18 protein-coding genes are annotated in these 15237 nt (G+C 35.5%); 17 read left to right on the top strand and 1 reads right to left on the bottom strand.

The annotated features are described in order from the left end of the window. The first annotated feature begins 8 nt into the window (after nt 1–8). From KKI44_RS14350 to msrA, 3 genes are all read left to right on the top strand, one after another. The gene (locus KKI44_RS14350) at nt 9–1220 is read left to right on the top strand and encodes a PepSY-associated TM helix domain-containing protein (RefSeq protein WP_214587936.1); all 1212 of its coding nucleotides are present in this window, start codon (nt 9–11) and stop codon (nt 1218–1220) included. Between the two features lie 84 nt (nt 1221–1304). Then, complete coding sequence (locus tag KKI44_RS14345; RefSeq protein ID WP_214587934.1) at nt 1305–2273, top strand: ROK family protein; 969 nt, start codon at nt 1305–1307, stop codon at nt 2271–2273. A gap of 655 nt (nt 2274–2928) precedes the next feature. Beyond that, nucleotides 2929–3483 (top strand): peptide-methionine (S)-S-oxide reductase MsrA, encoded by a 555-nt coding sequence (gene msrA / locus KKI44_RS14340; RefSeq protein ID WP_214587933.1) that lies wholly within the window; start codon nt 2929–2931, stop codon nt 3481–3483. A gap of 149 nt (nt 3484–3632) precedes the next feature. Here msrA and KKI44_RS14335 read toward each other — a convergent pair whose 3' ends face one another. Beyond that, on the bottom strand, nt 3633–4448 hold the full coding sequence (locus tag KKI44_RS14335; protein WP_214587930.1) for a hypothetical protein: 816 nt from the start codon (nt 4446–4448) through the stop codon (nt 3633–3635). Nucleotides 4449–4834: 386 nt separating this feature from the next. Between KKI44_RS14335 and KKI44_RS14330 the strand changes: the two genes are divergently transcribed. The 14 genes from KKI44_RS14330 to KKI44_RS14265 all read left to right on the top strand — a co-directional run bounded on the left by KKI44_RS14330 (nt 4835) and on the right by KKI44_RS14265 (nt 14476). Next, a complete protein-coding gene (locus KKI44_RS14330; protein ID WP_214587929.1) occupies nt 4835–5059 on the top strand; it encodes a hypothetical protein in 225 nt (74 codons plus the stop codon). Nucleotides 5060–5128: 69 nt separating this feature from the next. Continuing rightward, on the top strand, nt 5129–6787 hold the full coding sequence (locus tag KKI44_RS14325) for a tetratricopeptide repeat-containing sensor histidine kinase (protein ID WP_214587927.1): 1659 nt from the start codon (nt 5129–5131) through the stop codon (nt 6785–6787). A gap of 10 nt (nt 6788–6797) precedes the next feature. Then, the gene (locus tag KKI44_RS14320; protein WP_214587925.1) at nt 6798–7460 is read left to right on the top strand and encodes a DNA-binding response regulator; all 663 of its coding nucleotides are present in this window, start codon (nt 6798–6800) and stop codon (nt 7458–7460) included. A 116-nt stretch (nt 7461–7576) separates the two neighbouring features. After that, complete coding sequence (locus KKI44_RS14315; protein WP_214587923.1) at nt 7577–8242, top strand: response regulator; 666 nt, start codon at nt 7577–7579, stop codon at nt 8240–8242. Between the two features lie 136 nt (nt 8243–8378). Further along, on the top strand, nt 8379–8585 hold the full coding sequence (locus tag KKI44_RS14310; RefSeq protein ID WP_214587922.1) for a hypothetical protein: 207 nt from the start codon (nt 8379–8381) through the stop codon (nt 8583–8585). A gap of 12 nt (nt 8586–8597) precedes the next feature. Next, a complete protein-coding gene (locus KKI44_RS14305; protein ID WP_214587921.1) occupies nt 8598–8936 on the top strand; it encodes a YegP family protein in 339 nt (112 codons plus the stop codon). A 4-nt stretch (nt 8937–8940) separates the two neighbouring features. Further along, nucleotides 8941–10011 (top strand): type I restriction endonuclease, encoded by a 1071-nt coding sequence (locus KKI44_RS14300; RefSeq protein ID WP_214587920.1) that lies wholly within the window; start codon nt 8941–8943, stop codon nt 10009–10011. A gap of 2 nt (nt 10012–10013) precedes the next feature. Beyond that, nucleotides 10014–10538, top strand: a complete 525-nt coding sequence (locus KKI44_RS14295; RefSeq protein ID WP_214587919.1) for an SH3 domain-containing protein — start codon at nt 10014–10016, stop codon at nt 10536–10538. Nucleotides 10539–10557: 19 nt separating this feature from the next. Further along, a complete protein-coding gene (locus tag KKI44_RS14290) occupies nt 10558–11184 on the top strand; it encodes a PH domain-containing protein (protein WP_214587917.1) in 627 nt (208 codons plus the stop codon). Nucleotides 11185–11191: 7 nt separating this feature from the next. Continuing rightward, nucleotides 11192–11407: a TM2 domain-containing protein gene (locus KKI44_RS14285; protein WP_076391204.1), complete on the top strand. Its 216-nt coding sequence runs from the start codon at nt 11192–11194 to the stop codon at nt 11405–11407. Nucleotides 11408–11418: 11 nt separating this feature from the next. Then, nucleotides 11419–11835, top strand: coding sequence for a DUF6804 family protein (locus KKI44_RS14280; protein WP_214587915.1), 417 nt, complete (start codon nt 11419–11421; stop codon nt 11833–11835). Beyond that, nucleotides 11825–12232, top strand: coding sequence for a hypothetical protein (locus KKI44_RS14275; RefSeq protein WP_076391200.1), 408 nt, complete (start codon nt 11825–11827; stop codon nt 12230–12232). The genes KKI44_RS14280 and KKI44_RS14275 overlap by 11 nt, the downstream gene beginning before the upstream one ends. Nucleotides 12233–12237: 5 nt before the next feature. Continuing rightward, nucleotides 12238–13578, top strand: coding sequence for a beta-carotene 15,15'-monooxygenase (locus KKI44_RS14270; RefSeq protein ID WP_214587908.1), 1341 nt, complete (start codon nt 12238–12240; stop codon nt 13576–13578). A gap of 10 nt (nt 13579–13588) precedes the next feature. Then, a complete protein-coding gene (locus tag KKI44_RS14265; RefSeq protein ID WP_214587907.1) occupies nt 13589–14476 on the top strand; it encodes a hypothetical protein in 888 nt (295 codons plus the stop codon). Nucleotides 14477–15237: the final 761 nt, after the last annotated feature.

The raw sequence follows: 15237 nt of genomic DNA, 5'->3' as shown, positions 1-15237 counted from the left end.
AATAAAAAATGAGGAAAAAGCATCATCACAAAAAAAAGCCAGATGCCTTTAAAAAATGGACGGGAAAACTGCATTTGTGGCTCGGTCTTGGAGTTGGATTTTTGATCTTCATTATTTCGATAACAGGAGCATTGTACGTTTTCAAGGATGAAATTGAAAATGCAACAAGAAAAGAAGTGATCTATCATAACGAGCAGAACATCGATCAGAAACAGATTCTTCCGATAAGAACACTGGAAAAAGCAGTGGTGGCGCAGGTAAAAGAAAAATATCCTGTGCATTGGGTGAATATTCCGATTGATAAAAAGATGTCTTACCTCTTTTACTGGTACGAACATGATCCGAAAGGCTGGAATTATTTTGATGAATTTCCCATCTATAAAGTAGCTTATGTAAATCCTTACAGCGGAAAGGTTTTGGGAACGTACGACGAGAAAAACGGATTTTTCCAGATCGTTAAAATGATCCACTGGAGTTTTCTCTTAAAGCAATCCTGGGGAACCTATGTTGTGGGAATTCCTGTCCTGATCTTTGTATTCATGCTGATTTCCGGAATCATTCTCTGGTGGCCTAAAAATAAAGCGGCAAGAAAACAGCGTTTCTCATTCAAATGGAAAAATGTAAAAAACTGGAAAAGAAAAAACTATGATCTTCACAATGTTTTAGGTTTTTACGCTTCCGTTTTCGCGCTAATCTTCTCCATAACCGGATTATTTTACGCCTTTCTATTCGTTCAGTCATCAATATATTTCATCTTTTCAGGAGGAAAAACCGCTTATCCCGACTTTTCATCCATCACAACAAAAGCACCGATTGAATGGAGAACCGAAGGAACTTTAGACAAAATAAGCAATACCGTTAAAGCAAAATATCCCGATTCCTATAATTTCTCTATTGATCTCGGACACGAACATATGGATGACCACGAACATCCGAATTTTGAAGTCTATGTAAAACACCTCTCCTATTCCTATCACAAAAGCAGCAGTTTAATCTTTGATGAAAACTCTGGAGAACTGCTTCACACGCACGATATGAAAGACAAAAATTTCGGCGAAAAAACAGTCGGAGCCAACTACGATATCCATGTCGGATCTATATTGGGACTTCCCACAAAGATCATTGCTTTTATTGTAAGTCTGATATGTGCCTCATTACCCGTTACAGGTTTTATGATCTGGTGGGGAAGAAGAAAAAAGAAAACCCCGAAAACAACATAATATTTTTTTTAAATAAATCTTTGGTTAATCGTCTCAGAATACAATCTTTTTTATAATTTTAACCTTTTAGAATTTTAGAATAGAATGTCATTAGTAGATTTGTCAAAAAACGTTGCGCTCGGAATTGATATTGGCGGAACGAACACAAAATTTGGAGTGGTAAACCACAGAGGCGAAGTTTTGGAAAAAGGTAACATCCGTACAGAAGCCTATCCTACAGTAGAAGAATATATTGACGCTTTATACGAGGCGGTCTATCCTCTGATCGAAAGCCACGGAAAAGATAAAAACTTCGATGGGATCGGTGTCGGTGCTCCCAATGCCAACTACTATACAGGAACCATAGAACAGGCTCCCAATCTTCCGTGGAAAGGAATCATCCCTTTTGCTGAACTGATGTCGGCAAAATTCGGGCTTCCGTGTACCATTACTAATGACGCGAATGCCGCAGCCATCGGAGAAATGCTTTTCGGCGCTGCAAGAGGCATGAAAGATTTCATCATGATTACTCTGGGAACAGGCGTTGGAAGCGGAATTGTTGCAGGAGGAAAACTCATCTACGGACACGACGGATTTGCCGGAGAGCTGGGACACACCATCGTAAAACCGGGCGGAAGAAAACACTGGAGCACGGGTTCTGAAGGCTGTCTTGAAGCGTACGCATCGGCAACAGGAATTGCGATTACCGCAAAAAAAATGAGAGCCGAATTTCCTGAATCTTTACTCAATCAGTATCCTGAAGAATCCATTAATTCTAAAACTGTTCACGAATGCGCTTTACAGGGCGATCCGATTTCTATTGAAGTGTTCCGGTATACCGGACAGAAACTGGGGGAAGCTTTAGCTAATTTTGTAATGTTCTCTTCTCCGGAAGCCATTCTTTTATTTGGCGGCGTCATAAAAGCAGGAGATTTTATTTTAAAACCTACGAAACTTCATATGGAAAGAAACTTACTTCCTATCTTCAGAAACAAGGTAAAATTGGTTTTCAGTGAACTGGACGAAGCGGATGCTGCTATTTTAGGCGCAAGTGCTTTGGTTTGGGAAAAATAACCGGAACATTTTGATTATCTGCGTCTGATTTCCATTAAACTTTTTAACGCAAAGTCTGCAAAGATTTTTAAATAATACAGGCATCCTTTTTTAAGGGTGCTTTTTTTGTTTTTATTTCATCTTTAGAGATGCTTCGACAGGCTCAGCATGACATCGCTGATACTAATCTCTACGAGCAACAATTTGCAGCACTGCCATCCTGAGCGCGAAGCAGTCGAAGGATTTCTATACTATCTCAATATCTTTATTAAATTATCTCGCAGATTGTTCTGATAATGCAGATTTTGGATTTTTATTTGATGAAAATACTTTTGAGAATTGTGTTTGAAAATATTTGTCTCGGCGCGACATTGCCAATATCAAGGACTTTATAAGCAACAATTTGCAGCGCTATCATCCTGAGCGCGAAGCAGTCGAAGGATCTCTACTCTACCTCAATACTATTATTAAAATTTTCACGCAGATTGTGCAGATAACGCAGATTTTCGGGCTTTTATTTGTGAAAACATTTGTGATGATTGTGTTTGAAAAAATTTGTCTCATCTATCATGACAATTTGAATTTTGAACGCCTGATTGAAAAACTTTTCCTTATTTTTGATAGGTTTTTTCTCCATCTCTCACAGGAGAAAACAAGAAATTACAATAATTAATTTATGGATAACAACAATTTAGAACAGATTACTTTCGGGGGCGGATGTTTTTGGTGTGTGGAAAGCTGTTTCAATATGCTGAAAGGAGTACAGTCTGCGGTTTCCGGATACTCGGGAGGTCACAAAGACCATCCTACGTATGAAGAGGTATCCACCGGAGAAACCGGACACGCGGAAGTGGTACAGATCACTTACGATCCTGCTGTTATTTCTTACGAACAGTTAATGGATGTTTTCTTTTTCCTTCACGATCCTACTCAGCTTAACAGACAGGGAAATGATATCGGAACGCAATACCGTTCTGTTATTTATTACAAAGACGAAGCGGAAAAGGCAAAAGCTGAAGCGGCAATTGAAAAATCCAAAGAATCCGGAAGATGGCAGGGAACCTATGTAACGGAAGTAACGAAATTCGATAAATTCTGGGCAGCGGAGCAGTATCATCAGGGATATTATAACGAAAACCCGACTCAGCCGTATTGCAGCGCTGTGGTAGGACCGAAAATTCAGAAGTTTAAAAAGCATTTCGGCGAATTGGGAATGCTGAATGAACAATAATTTATTGTTTATCCGTGATCTGTCATCGCAGAAAATTTAGCACAGACGATTTTTAATATCGCTAAACAGATAGCGTTAATATCATAGAATTCGGGCGGTTTCCAAAGGAAACCGCCCGAATTTCTGTTAGCTATTTATAGATTTTTTACCTATTCTTCTTCCAGTATAGCGTTTTTTCCGGCATATGTTTCAAGGATGTGTTCTGTAACATCTTTTAAGGCTTTTTCATTTTCAGGATGTTTTCCAAAACTCGTAAAAAATTCCACATGGTTTTTGCTTTTATCATACCAGACTTTTCCCATTGCATTGTCTACAGTAAGTGTATCTGGTCTCATAATCTTTTTCATATTGATAAATACAAAATCACGCATCGGTACAACCTCAGCACGAGAATGGACAGAACTGCTGTCTGTTGCCATGTATCGGTCTTTATCCCAATACATATAAGGTTTGTCTGTTGCAGGAGAGCCCCATCCCGACATCCAGCTAAGAGGTTTTGGCATCTTATTATTGGAAAAAACGACACCTCCTGTTGCCATTAATAAAACGAACGTCATTTCTAAAATACCTAAACCATTTTTCTTGATAATGTCTGATAATATAACGGTTGGAGTTACGTTAACAATTACTTGAAGAATTTTTTCGGATAATTCATTAAAGCTTAGTGACAATGTTTTTGAAGCATCATTATTTAAATTTACCCTATTGCAAAAATCTTTAAAGTTATCATATCCGATATATTTACTTAAATTATCCAAAGCGACATCATCAATGTTATAGTCTGTATTTTCCTCAACTAAACTTTTATAATATCTTACATAAGCCCGTTCTTCTCTTTCAAAACCATATCGCTCCTCAAAAAGAGAACTAAGGTATGATGAAATAGAAGTTTTATTTCCACGAGGGATCTCATTCTTGGCTGTTTCAAACACTGTATTTACCAAAAATCTTTTCTTCTCATACATAATTTTCAGGTATTAATTATTTGCTGTCCAAATTAGACAAAAATTGGACAGCAAATTTACGGTAATCCGTAAAAATCAAACATTTATGCATTTATGTGCTGTCCATCGTCTGTCCGTAGATTTCAGCAAATCTATCAGATATTTGTAAAAGAAATCAGGGACAAAAAAATAATTAAAAAGAAAAACAAAAAAACCTGATTTCAAAAATTACCAGATAAAACGGAAGAAAACTCCGGGTTGGGAAGCAGATGTTTCTCTTCCGTTTTTGAAGGTTCACTTCCCAAAAAAAATTTAAGAAGCGCTTCGAAAATTTTAACAGTGTACAGCTCGGGATTAACCTCCTGAGAGGAAGAAAATTTTTCAAACCCTTATAAAATTTTTAGGAAATGATCCAGATTATATTAATGCTATTAGGCTTAGCATTCGGGCAAAATAATGCCAATACTTCAGGTAACAATAACAGCAATGATAACGGACAGTCAACAACGCAATTGGCAGATCCGGGAACGGGAACCAATCCGGGAGACGGAGTCGATCCGGATGGACCGGGAAGCGGTGGACCAGTAGGCGGAAATACAGGACAAACTCCTCCTCCTTTCACAAATCCATAAAAATTTTTAGATAGGACAGATTGCATAAATCTGTCCTTTTTGTTACATTGCATTTAAAACTTAACCATTATGAAAAGAATAATTATATTAATAATTTTGTTTCTCATAACTTCTTGTAAGAAAGAAAACAATATTCAACAAATAAATACTTCAGTACTTACAACAAATCCTTTTCTGGAAAAAGCAAAACAATTCAAAGAGGAAAATCTTATTGATTCTGCTTTTTATTACTTTAATTTATCCAAAAATTCATTCTTAGAAGAAAATGACTCTTTAGGTGTGGGCAGATCTTTAGTCAATATGGCGATCATTCAAACAGATGAAGGAGATTATTTTGGTGGTTTAGAAACTTCCTTTGAAGCAAATAAATTTATCAAGTATAAAAAGGACAGTAATGTGTTGAGAACTCTTGCTGCTAATTACAACAACATAGGTATTGCTTCTAACTATCTAAAAAACAATGATGACGCTTATAAATATTATCTAAAAGCAATAAGAAATGCTGTCGATAAAAATATATATGTTTATTACAATAATATTGGTGATAATCTCATAACTCAAAGAAAATTTAATGAAGCCAAATATTATTTGGAAAAGGCAATGAATACAAGAGATAGTAGTGTATTAGCTAAAGTAATTAACAATCTCGCAAAAGTAAAATATTTAAGCAATGATAAATACAATCCTTTACCTGAACTAAATAGAGCTTTAGAAATTAGAAAAAAGAAAAATGACAGTTTCGGACAGAATTCAAGTTACGAAACCTTATCCACTTATTATTTGTTAAAAGATAAAAATATTTCTTTAAGCTATGCAAAGATGATGTTACAAAAAGCTATCGAAAATAAAAGTCTTGGTGATCAAATTTTAGCATTACAAAGAATTATTTCACTAGATCCTAAAAATTATTTAACAAATTTTCAAAAATTAAATTCAATAGTTGATAGTCTCCAAACAAAAAGAAATAGAGATAAAAATCAATTTGCAACTATTCGATATGATCTAGAAGGAGAAAGAGCTAAAGGAGAAAAACTAAAAGCAGATAATGAAGTTCAGCAAATAAAAAACAATGCAAAATTAGTTTTTTTAGCATCACTCTTAATTCTTGGCTTTATCTGGTACATAAAAAGACAAAAACAATTAAAACAGGAAAAAGAGCTCGAAGTCAAAAACACACAGCTTAAAATGTCGAAAAAAGTGCATGATGTGGTTGCGAATGGGATTTATCAGGTAATGGCAAAGATTGAAAATCAGGAAGATTTTGATCGTGAAAAAACTTTGGATGAACTGGAATTTGTCTATGAAAAATCCAGAAATCTTTCTTATGAAAAAGCGGGTGAAGAAAAAGAGTTCAGTCAGGAAATTTCAGAACTTATCGCATCCTTTAATAACGCAAGTGTAAAAACTTTTACAGCAGGAAACAGTTCCTCTGTCTGGACAAATATTTCTGCACCGGTAAAAGAAGAAATTTATCAGGTACTCCGTGAACTGATGGTTAACATGAAAAAGCACAGTAAGGCAAGTCATGTAGCCGTAAAATTTGAAAAAGCGGATCAAAATATAGAGATTCAGTATAAAGACAACGGGGTGGGAATTTCCGGAGACCTTATTTATAAAAACGGACTGCGCAATACGGCTTCCCGCATAGAAGGAATCGGCGGGAACATTACTTTTGAAACAAAAATTGAAAAAGGACTGAAGGTAAATATTTCCTTCCCTTCTTCATAACCGTTTTGTTATGTTCAGAAAAACTTTAATTGTTGAAGACCAGGAAGTAGCAAATCTGGGAATCATGAGTACCTTAGAAGAATTATTAATTCCGCGTTTCGATTTTGTAACATATTGTGACGAAGCTCTTCAAAGACTGAAAACTGCAGCCGCAGAAAATGCACCTTATGATCTGCTGATTGCGGATCTCTCTTTTAAAAAAGACCATATTGCACAGAAACTGAAAAACGGGCAGGAATTGATTTATGAAGCCAGAAAAATTCAGCCCGATCTTAAAGTGGTGGTTTTTTCGGTAGAAAGCCGATCGAAAATAATTGATGATCTTTATAAAACGTACCACATTAACGGATTTGTAAGCAAAGCAAGAAATGACGGAAAAGAACTTAAGAATACCATTAGAAAGGTATTTAAAGGGGAAACCGTGATGTCTCAGGATATTTTAAATGCGATCCGGAAGATTCCCCGTGATCTTGATGAGTACGACCTTAAACTTCTTGAGCTTCTTTCCAAAGGATGCAAACAGAACGAAATTCAGACTTATCTGAAAGAACATCGGATGGAACCATACAGCATCCGATCGATTGAAAAGAGGCTGAATGAACTCCGCGAAATCTTCTGTGCGAAAAACAATATCGAGATGATTGTAATTTGTAAAGATATTGGTCTGATTTAATTTAAAAATGAAAATCGACTGTTTTTCGTTATTTTACGTGAATCCGTAATGGAAGAATTATAATTGCATCTATTTTTGAGGTCTTAAACCTTTATATTTAATTAAACCTTGTAACCATGTTTAAAAAAATTTTAATAGCCGAAGATCATGAAAGCATCAATATTTCCGTACAGAAAACACTCGAGGATCTGAATATTCCCATAGTAGATTATGTATATTACTGTGATGATGCTATAGGAAAAATCCAAAAAGCTCTGCGGGAAAAGCAACCTTACGATTTGCTTATTACAGATCTTTATTATGAGGAAGATCATCACACCCAGACTCTTAAAGACGGTAAAGACCTCATCAAAAAAGCAAAGGAATTGCAGCCGGACCTTAAAGTCATTGTATTTTCGGCGGAACGTAAAAGCGGAGTGATCGAAAATCTTTTCTCAGACTACCAGATCAACGGATATGTACAGAAAGCCAGAAACGATTCCAAAGACCTGAAAAAATCTATCGCATCCGTTTATATAGGAGAAAACTACCTTTCTTTTGATCTGAAGCAGGAGATGAAAAAATTCAATAATTATGAATTTTCAGCCTATGATATTGTTATTGTCTCTCTACTTTCCAAAGGAGTACTGCAAAAAAATATTCCAACCCATCTTAAGGAAAAAAACATCAACCCGTCAAGTTTAAGCAGTGTCGAAAAAAGATTAAACAGCCTGAAAGAAGACCTCAGTGTTAAAAGCAATGAGCAATTGGTCGCATTTTGTAAAGACATCGGAATCATCTAAAAATATCAATCAAACAATACAGCCTTTCAATTTTGTTGAAAGGTTTTTTATTTTTTGCCCGTTTTACGGAAAGCCGTAAAAATTACTCATCAAAGCGTGATACTTTTGGAACAGAAAAACAACCACAATAATTATTATGAAAAGATATTACGTACACACAAAAGCTCAGGAAAACGGAGACCATGAAGTACATTATGAAGACTGTATCTTTCTTCCGAATCCGAATAACAGGAAATATTTAGGCATGTTTTACAGTTGTGAAAGCGCAGTAAAAGAAGCAAAAAAAGACTATGCAAAAGCGAATGGATGCAAAACATGCTCTAAAGAATGTCATACCACATAAAAATCAACACCCATGGGAAAATTCGTCATCACGCAAAGAGTAAACAAAGAGTATCAGTTTAATCTGAAAGCCGCAAACGGTGAAATTATTTTAACAAGCGAAGGCTACGTTCAGAAAGCTTCGTGTTTAAAGGGAATCGGATCTGTAAAAATTAACTCTCAGTACGATTTCAGATACGACAGAAGAATCGCTGTAAACCAAAAAGATTATTTCGTTCTGAAAGCAAGAAACGGCGAAATCATTGGGAAAAGTCAGCTTTACAGCACAAAATCCGGAATGGAAAACGGCATTGCTTCCGTAAAACTGAATGCTCCGGAAGCAGAAATTACAGATGAAACTTTAAAAAAATAAAATCATGGATCTTAAAATTAAACTGGAACAGCTTCACCAGAAAGTAATCGGGCTAAAAGACCAGATCGGAACAGAAGAAGCCACAAAAAATGCTTTTGTGATGCCTTTTATTCAGATTTTAGGATATGATATTTTCAATCCTACAGAAGTGGTTCCCGAACACGTTTGCGACATCGGAACCAAGAAAGGCGAAAAAGTAGATTATGTCATCAAAAACAATGATGAGCCTATTTTCATCATCGAATGCAAACACTGGAAAGAAAGTGCAGATGCCCACAATTCTCAGCTTCACCGGTATTATCACGTTTCCAAAACACGATTCGGCGTTTTAACGAACGGGATTGTTTACAATTTTTACACGGATCTGGAAAAGCCCAATATTATGGATGAAAAGCCGTTTTTCACGATCAATATTGAAGATCTGAAAGACAGTTCCATCAAAATTCTGGAAAGCTTCACCAAAAAAGACTACAATCTGGAAAGTATTCTGGATTCTGCGGAAGCTTTAAAATACATCAAAGCCATCAGAAAAGAATTCGAAAAAGAAATTGAAAATCCGTCCGATGAACTGGTAAAACTTCTTGTGAACCGTTTCTTCGAAAAGCCGTTAACAGCAAACCGAATGATCTCGTTTAAAGAATACGCCAAAAAAGCATTAACGACTTCTATTAATGAATCCATCAGTTTCAGGTTAAAATCTGCTTTAAGCATTAATGAACAGATCGAACAGCGCGAAGATGATGTAAAAACTTCGCAGCCCATCCATGAAACCAGCGAGTCTAAAATTGTAACCACAGAAGAAGAACTGGAAGGTTTCCAGATCGTAAAAGCCATTCTGCGGGAGAAAATACCTTCTTCAAGAATTGCTTACAGAGACACGTTGTCTTACTTCGGAATTTTACTCGACGACAACAACCGAAAACCGCTTTGCAGACTGCATTTTAATACCGCTAATAAATATCTGGAGATTTTCCACAACGGAAAAGATGCCGGAGAAAAAGTTTTATTAAACAGTCTGGACGAAATCTACAACTACAGAAATCAGCTTCATCAGACATTAGAAAATTATAATTAACCATGAAAAAACTAATACCCTTCATCATAATCGCCTTCGGTTCTTTTCTTTTAAACTCTTGCTTTAAAGCAAACGACAATATAGGACACGAAGGAAGATGTACAGGCTCTGCCAATTGTACAGCGTGTTCCAACTGTTCACGGTGCGGACACTGCAGCAGCGGCGGAACCTGCGGCGTTTGCGGCGGCGGCTCTTCAGAAAGTTATTCATCCGGCAGAAGTTCAGCAAAGAAAAGAAAAACTAAAAAGCATAAAACTTCCGATTCTTATACTTCTTCAAAAACAAAATCCAATAAACCTCCAAAAGTTTTTATTGATGAGGTAAACGTAGACCTTAGTTCCAACCGATACATTACCGGAATAGCAACCACCAATATTTACGAAAAGCCATCTATGAAATCTCCCGTTCTAGTAAGAGTTTACAAAAACGAAAAGCTGATTCCACTTTCCAAAGAAGGTTCATGGTACAAAATAAAAGTAAAATCTTCCGGGAAGAAAGGTTATGTTTTTTATAAAGATGTAAAATAACTAAAAACAAAATATCATCATGAACTTAAAAAAATTTTTAAATGAAGAACAAGATCCAAAAGCCGTCGAAAAGCTTTTAGGGAGAATTAACAGTCTGCTCACCTCGCAGGAAACTATGGAATACATTGCCGTTCAGAAAAAACCGGTACTCAATTTATCTCCGGACTGCATCGCGCTTACCAACAGAAGAATTATTTTCTGCAGACCCAAAAACTTTGGTTTGTCTATGGATTTTCAGGATTACAGCTGGGTAGATGTTGCAGACTGCCATATTAAAGAAGGGATTGTAGGTTCAACTTTTATGGTAAAAACAACACAACATTTTACCAATATGATGGATTACCTGCCTAAAAACCAAGCCCGAAAGCTATACCAGTTTGCGCAGGAAGTGGAAGAAAGAATGCGGGGTGTAAGAAGAGAAAAAAATCTTGAGACCTTAAGAGCTTCCGCAGGAGGGGTTACCGTAAATAATGCAACGCCCATTATTACACAGCCTCAGATGTTTCAGGAGGAGAAGAAACCTTTATTGATTGAAAATGAAGATCCTTTTGCTTTATTACAGAAACTGAAAGGACTAAAAGAAAGCGGAGTTATTTCTCCGGAAGAGTTTGAAACAAAGAAAAACGAAATTCTATCCCGAGTTTAAAAAAATTATGAAATCAAAATCTACCGCCGCCTTACTTGCTTTTTTCCTTGGAGGAATAGGCATCCACAGATTTTATCTGGGGCAGAACATTATGGGAATTCTTTACCTGTTATTTTGCTGGACTTTTATTCCTGTCATTATTTCCGTTATCGATTTTTTTGCATTTCTGTTCATGTCTGAAAGCCGTTTTAATTACAAATATAACCTTCGGACAGGATTTTAATAGTACAGCATATGAAACCATTTCTCACCTTCTGTGCGTTATGCTGTTTCATCGGTATCTTCAGACTTCCTATAGAATATTATACTTTTCTCAGAATCCTTGTTTCCGCAGGAGCTTTATTGGTTTTGTACAATACATTAACCTTTAAGCAGCATTACTTCAGTATAATTTTCCTTATCATCCTTATTCTTTTCAATCCTGTGCTTCCCATTTATCTGTTAAGGAAAAGTGTGTGGATTCCGATTGATGTTGTTACAGGAATTTTATTTCTGCTGATAGGTTTCGTGGAAAAAACCGAGCAGAAAAAGGAAGAAGAAATTACCGGGGAAACTTCACAGCCTTCAGTTCCCATCCATCAAAGAGCTGTATCCAGAGACCGAATTATTAATCCTAAAAAACCAAAGGAAGAAGACAATCATGGAAAATAACAACATTACGGAACATCTTAAAGCGCATTTCTTAAGGCTGTATCAAATGGCGATCTGTGATGATGATTTCAGTGCCCTTGAACTGAAAATGCTTTATAACTGCGCCGAAGAAAGAGGCATTTCATCAAAAAATTTAGACGAGATCCTTCTGAACCCTCTCAATATGAAGTCGCTGATTCCGCAGACAATCGAAGAAAAAATAGATTATCTGTACGATCTTACCGTTATGATCTGGGCAGACGGAATTGTTTCCCCGAATGAATATACCACGATGCAAAAGTACGTTCTGATGTTCGGGTTTATGGAAGAAAATGTAACCGCCATCGTAGATTACCTCATTGAAGCGATACGAACAGGAAAGCCTAAAAGTGAAATTTTATATGAACTCAAAAACTAACCATCATGGATACCACCAGTATAAAAAATTTATTTAAACTAAAATCTGTTCCCGCAGAACCCAAAGAAGAGCAGCTTCCGAAAACTGAAGTAAATACTGAGGAAGAGTCTTCCGAGGAAACACGCAAAAGAACCTACCACGAATCCGGCTATCGGGACAGTTCCCGAACCAGCGGAAACCATTCTACCCTTTCCATCTGTCTGGATGCCGTTTACTCGAAATTTCAGAATGAAGAAAAAGAAATGGTGGAAAAACAGCAACAGCTGAAAGAGTCTTATGTGAATGAACAGAAGAACCGCGAAACAGAAATTAAAGCACTCATTGTTTCGCAGGAAACCAAGGAAGAACAGCTGAAAATCAAAAACAGGGAAGTAGAAAGCCATCAGCAAACCATTGAAACCTTAAACTCAGAAATCATTGATCTTCCCAGAAATCCCGAAAAATACAATGTAAAAGCCACAAAAGGAGCTTCAGCAAAATTTATCATTGGTTTACTTCTTTTAATCCCGATAACTTTATATTTAGGAGTATTTTATATTTCAACCTCCTATTCTGCATTCTTTAAAGGTTTTGACGCAAAAAGCACTGTGATACAAAGTGTTTTTGATCCACAGGCATTAGCTAAAGCCTGGAATGATGGTTCAACCGAAGCTGCTTTTGTTGTTTTAATTCCTTTTGTATTTCTTGGATTAGGTTTTTTGATCCATATGTTTGGAGAGAATAAAACTACAGCCAATTATATCAAACTCGGTTTATTACTTATGGTGACTTTTATTTTTGATGTCATTTTAGCGTATGAAATTGAAAAAAAAATATATGATGTAGAAAAAACTTTTGATTCTCTTCCATTCGATCTTAAAATTGCTTTTACCAAAAATCAGTTTTGGGAAATTATCTTCGCAGGATTCATCGTGTACATTATCTGGGGACTCGTTTTCGACTTTGTAATGAAAGAGCACCGCGAAAAGGATAAGATTAAAAACGAACAGGAAATCAGACAGAAAAGAGTAGAATTTTTTCAGGAAAAAATTAATGTTTTAAAGAAAGAAATTGAAGAAATTCTTGCGGCTATCGGAAATATAAAAGAATCCATCATTAAAATAAGAGGAAGAATTGAGGAACTTCAGAATATTATCGACGGCGTAATTATTCCGACCAAAGATTACAAGCTGTATGCTTCGGAATATGTTCAGGGCTGGATCACGTTTATCGGAGAGAAAATTGCCGTTTCCAGAACGGAAAAACAGACCATGATTGATGAATGCATTTCTACGTATAATACCAATCTGGAAACTGTAGGAGCCAATTCGGACAATCAGAACCTTGTTTATTTATCATCCTTATAAATTACAGAATATGAAAAAAATATTTTATTTATTAATGATTATTTCTTTAGCTTCATGTTGCAAAGATAAAACAGGCAAAACTGAAGAGGGAACAAAAAATCCTGTTGTAGTTGATTCAAACAATATTAATGTCAGTATTTTAATTGATTTATCCGACAGAATCGATCCTAAAACGAACCCGAATCCCACAATGGAATATTTCCAGAGAGATACCGAGTACATCAAAGCGATTGAAAAAGGATTTTTAAACCACATCAAATCTAAAAAAATCATTACCTACGAAGATCAGATGCAGGTTTTCTTCAATCCGGAACCTTTAGATCCGAAAATGAATGAACTTACCAAAGAGCTGAAAGTTTCCTTTGATAAAAACACTCCCAGAAACTATTTTGATCAGGTGGATAAAAAATATTCGGAATTACCGACAACGATCTATCAGTCAGCGATAAAAGACGGAAATTATGTAGGTTCTGACATTTGGGAATTTTTTAAAAATAAAGTAAAAGATTACTGCATTAAAAACGACCACAGAAACATATTATTTATTCTTACCGACGGATATATGTACCATGAAAACACAAAATTTTCGGAAGGAAGCAAAACCTCTTATCTTACCGGCAAACTCATAAAAGCCAATCATCTTACGACTTCCAACTTTAAAGAAGTTATAGAAAAAAATAAATTCGGCTTTGTAAAAGCAAATGATAATCTGAACAATCTCGAAGTCATCGTCTTAGGAATCAATCCGGAAAAAGGAAATCCTTTCGAAGAAGCCGTCATCAAAGAATACTGGGAAAACTGGTTCAAAGAAATGAAGATTAAAAATTATCAGATCAAATCTGCGGATCTTCCTTCCAATTTGGAACCTATTATCTTAAAAGCCATTTCCGGAAAATAAAAATATTAGAGGCTGCATCACAACTCGTGAAAACAGCCTTTTTTTTATGTTTTTCTCGACCTTCTGTCTGAGAATGGTTTTTTTTACATACGATTCTCAACCCACATCATTGAGTTATAAGACTTCCTCCAACCGTTTTATTATACTTCTTATACTTTTTATTCTAGTCCGCTATGCTTTTATTTCGGTTCTCGGCATTTTTGCTTTAGCACAGTGTATTTTTAGTTTAGCGCAGTGTATTTTTATCATTGCTCACTGTATTTTTGTCATTGCTTACTCCATTTTTGTTATTACTCACTATGTTTTTGTTGTTGCTCACTATATTTTTATTGTTGCTCACTGTATTTTTGTCATTACTCACTACATTTTAGTTGTTGCTCATTATATTTTTATTCATGCACTGCATATTTTAGTGTACTACAGTTGATTTAAATAGTAAACTTATCTAAAGGTGCAAAAGATGGTAATACTTTAGTGGTTTAAGTTTAAAGCTTAAATGAAAGAAAAGAACACATAAGTTAAAAAAATCAAAGATTTTTCAATCAATTTTATCAAAAAGTCTGTTTAAACTTTTATTTAACCGCAAAAGGAACAAAAGATCTATTAAATTTTTTATTTAAAGTTGATCATTACAAATTAAAAAGAAAACAATAGTTTTTAAAAATCTTTGATTTTTATTCTTTTGAGTGCTTTAATTATCTTGGAAATTCGCTTTAACATCATCTTTTGTCCCTTTTGCGGTTAATTCTGAAATTAGTTTA

The organism is Chryseobacterium sp. ZHDP1 (genome assembly GCF_018603435.1).
Taxonomy (GTDB): domain Bacteria; phylum Bacteroidota; class Bacteroidia; order Flavobacteriales; family Weeksellaceae; genus Chryseobacterium; species Chryseobacterium indicum.
This window is presented reverse-complemented; position numbering and strand designations above follow the sequence as displayed.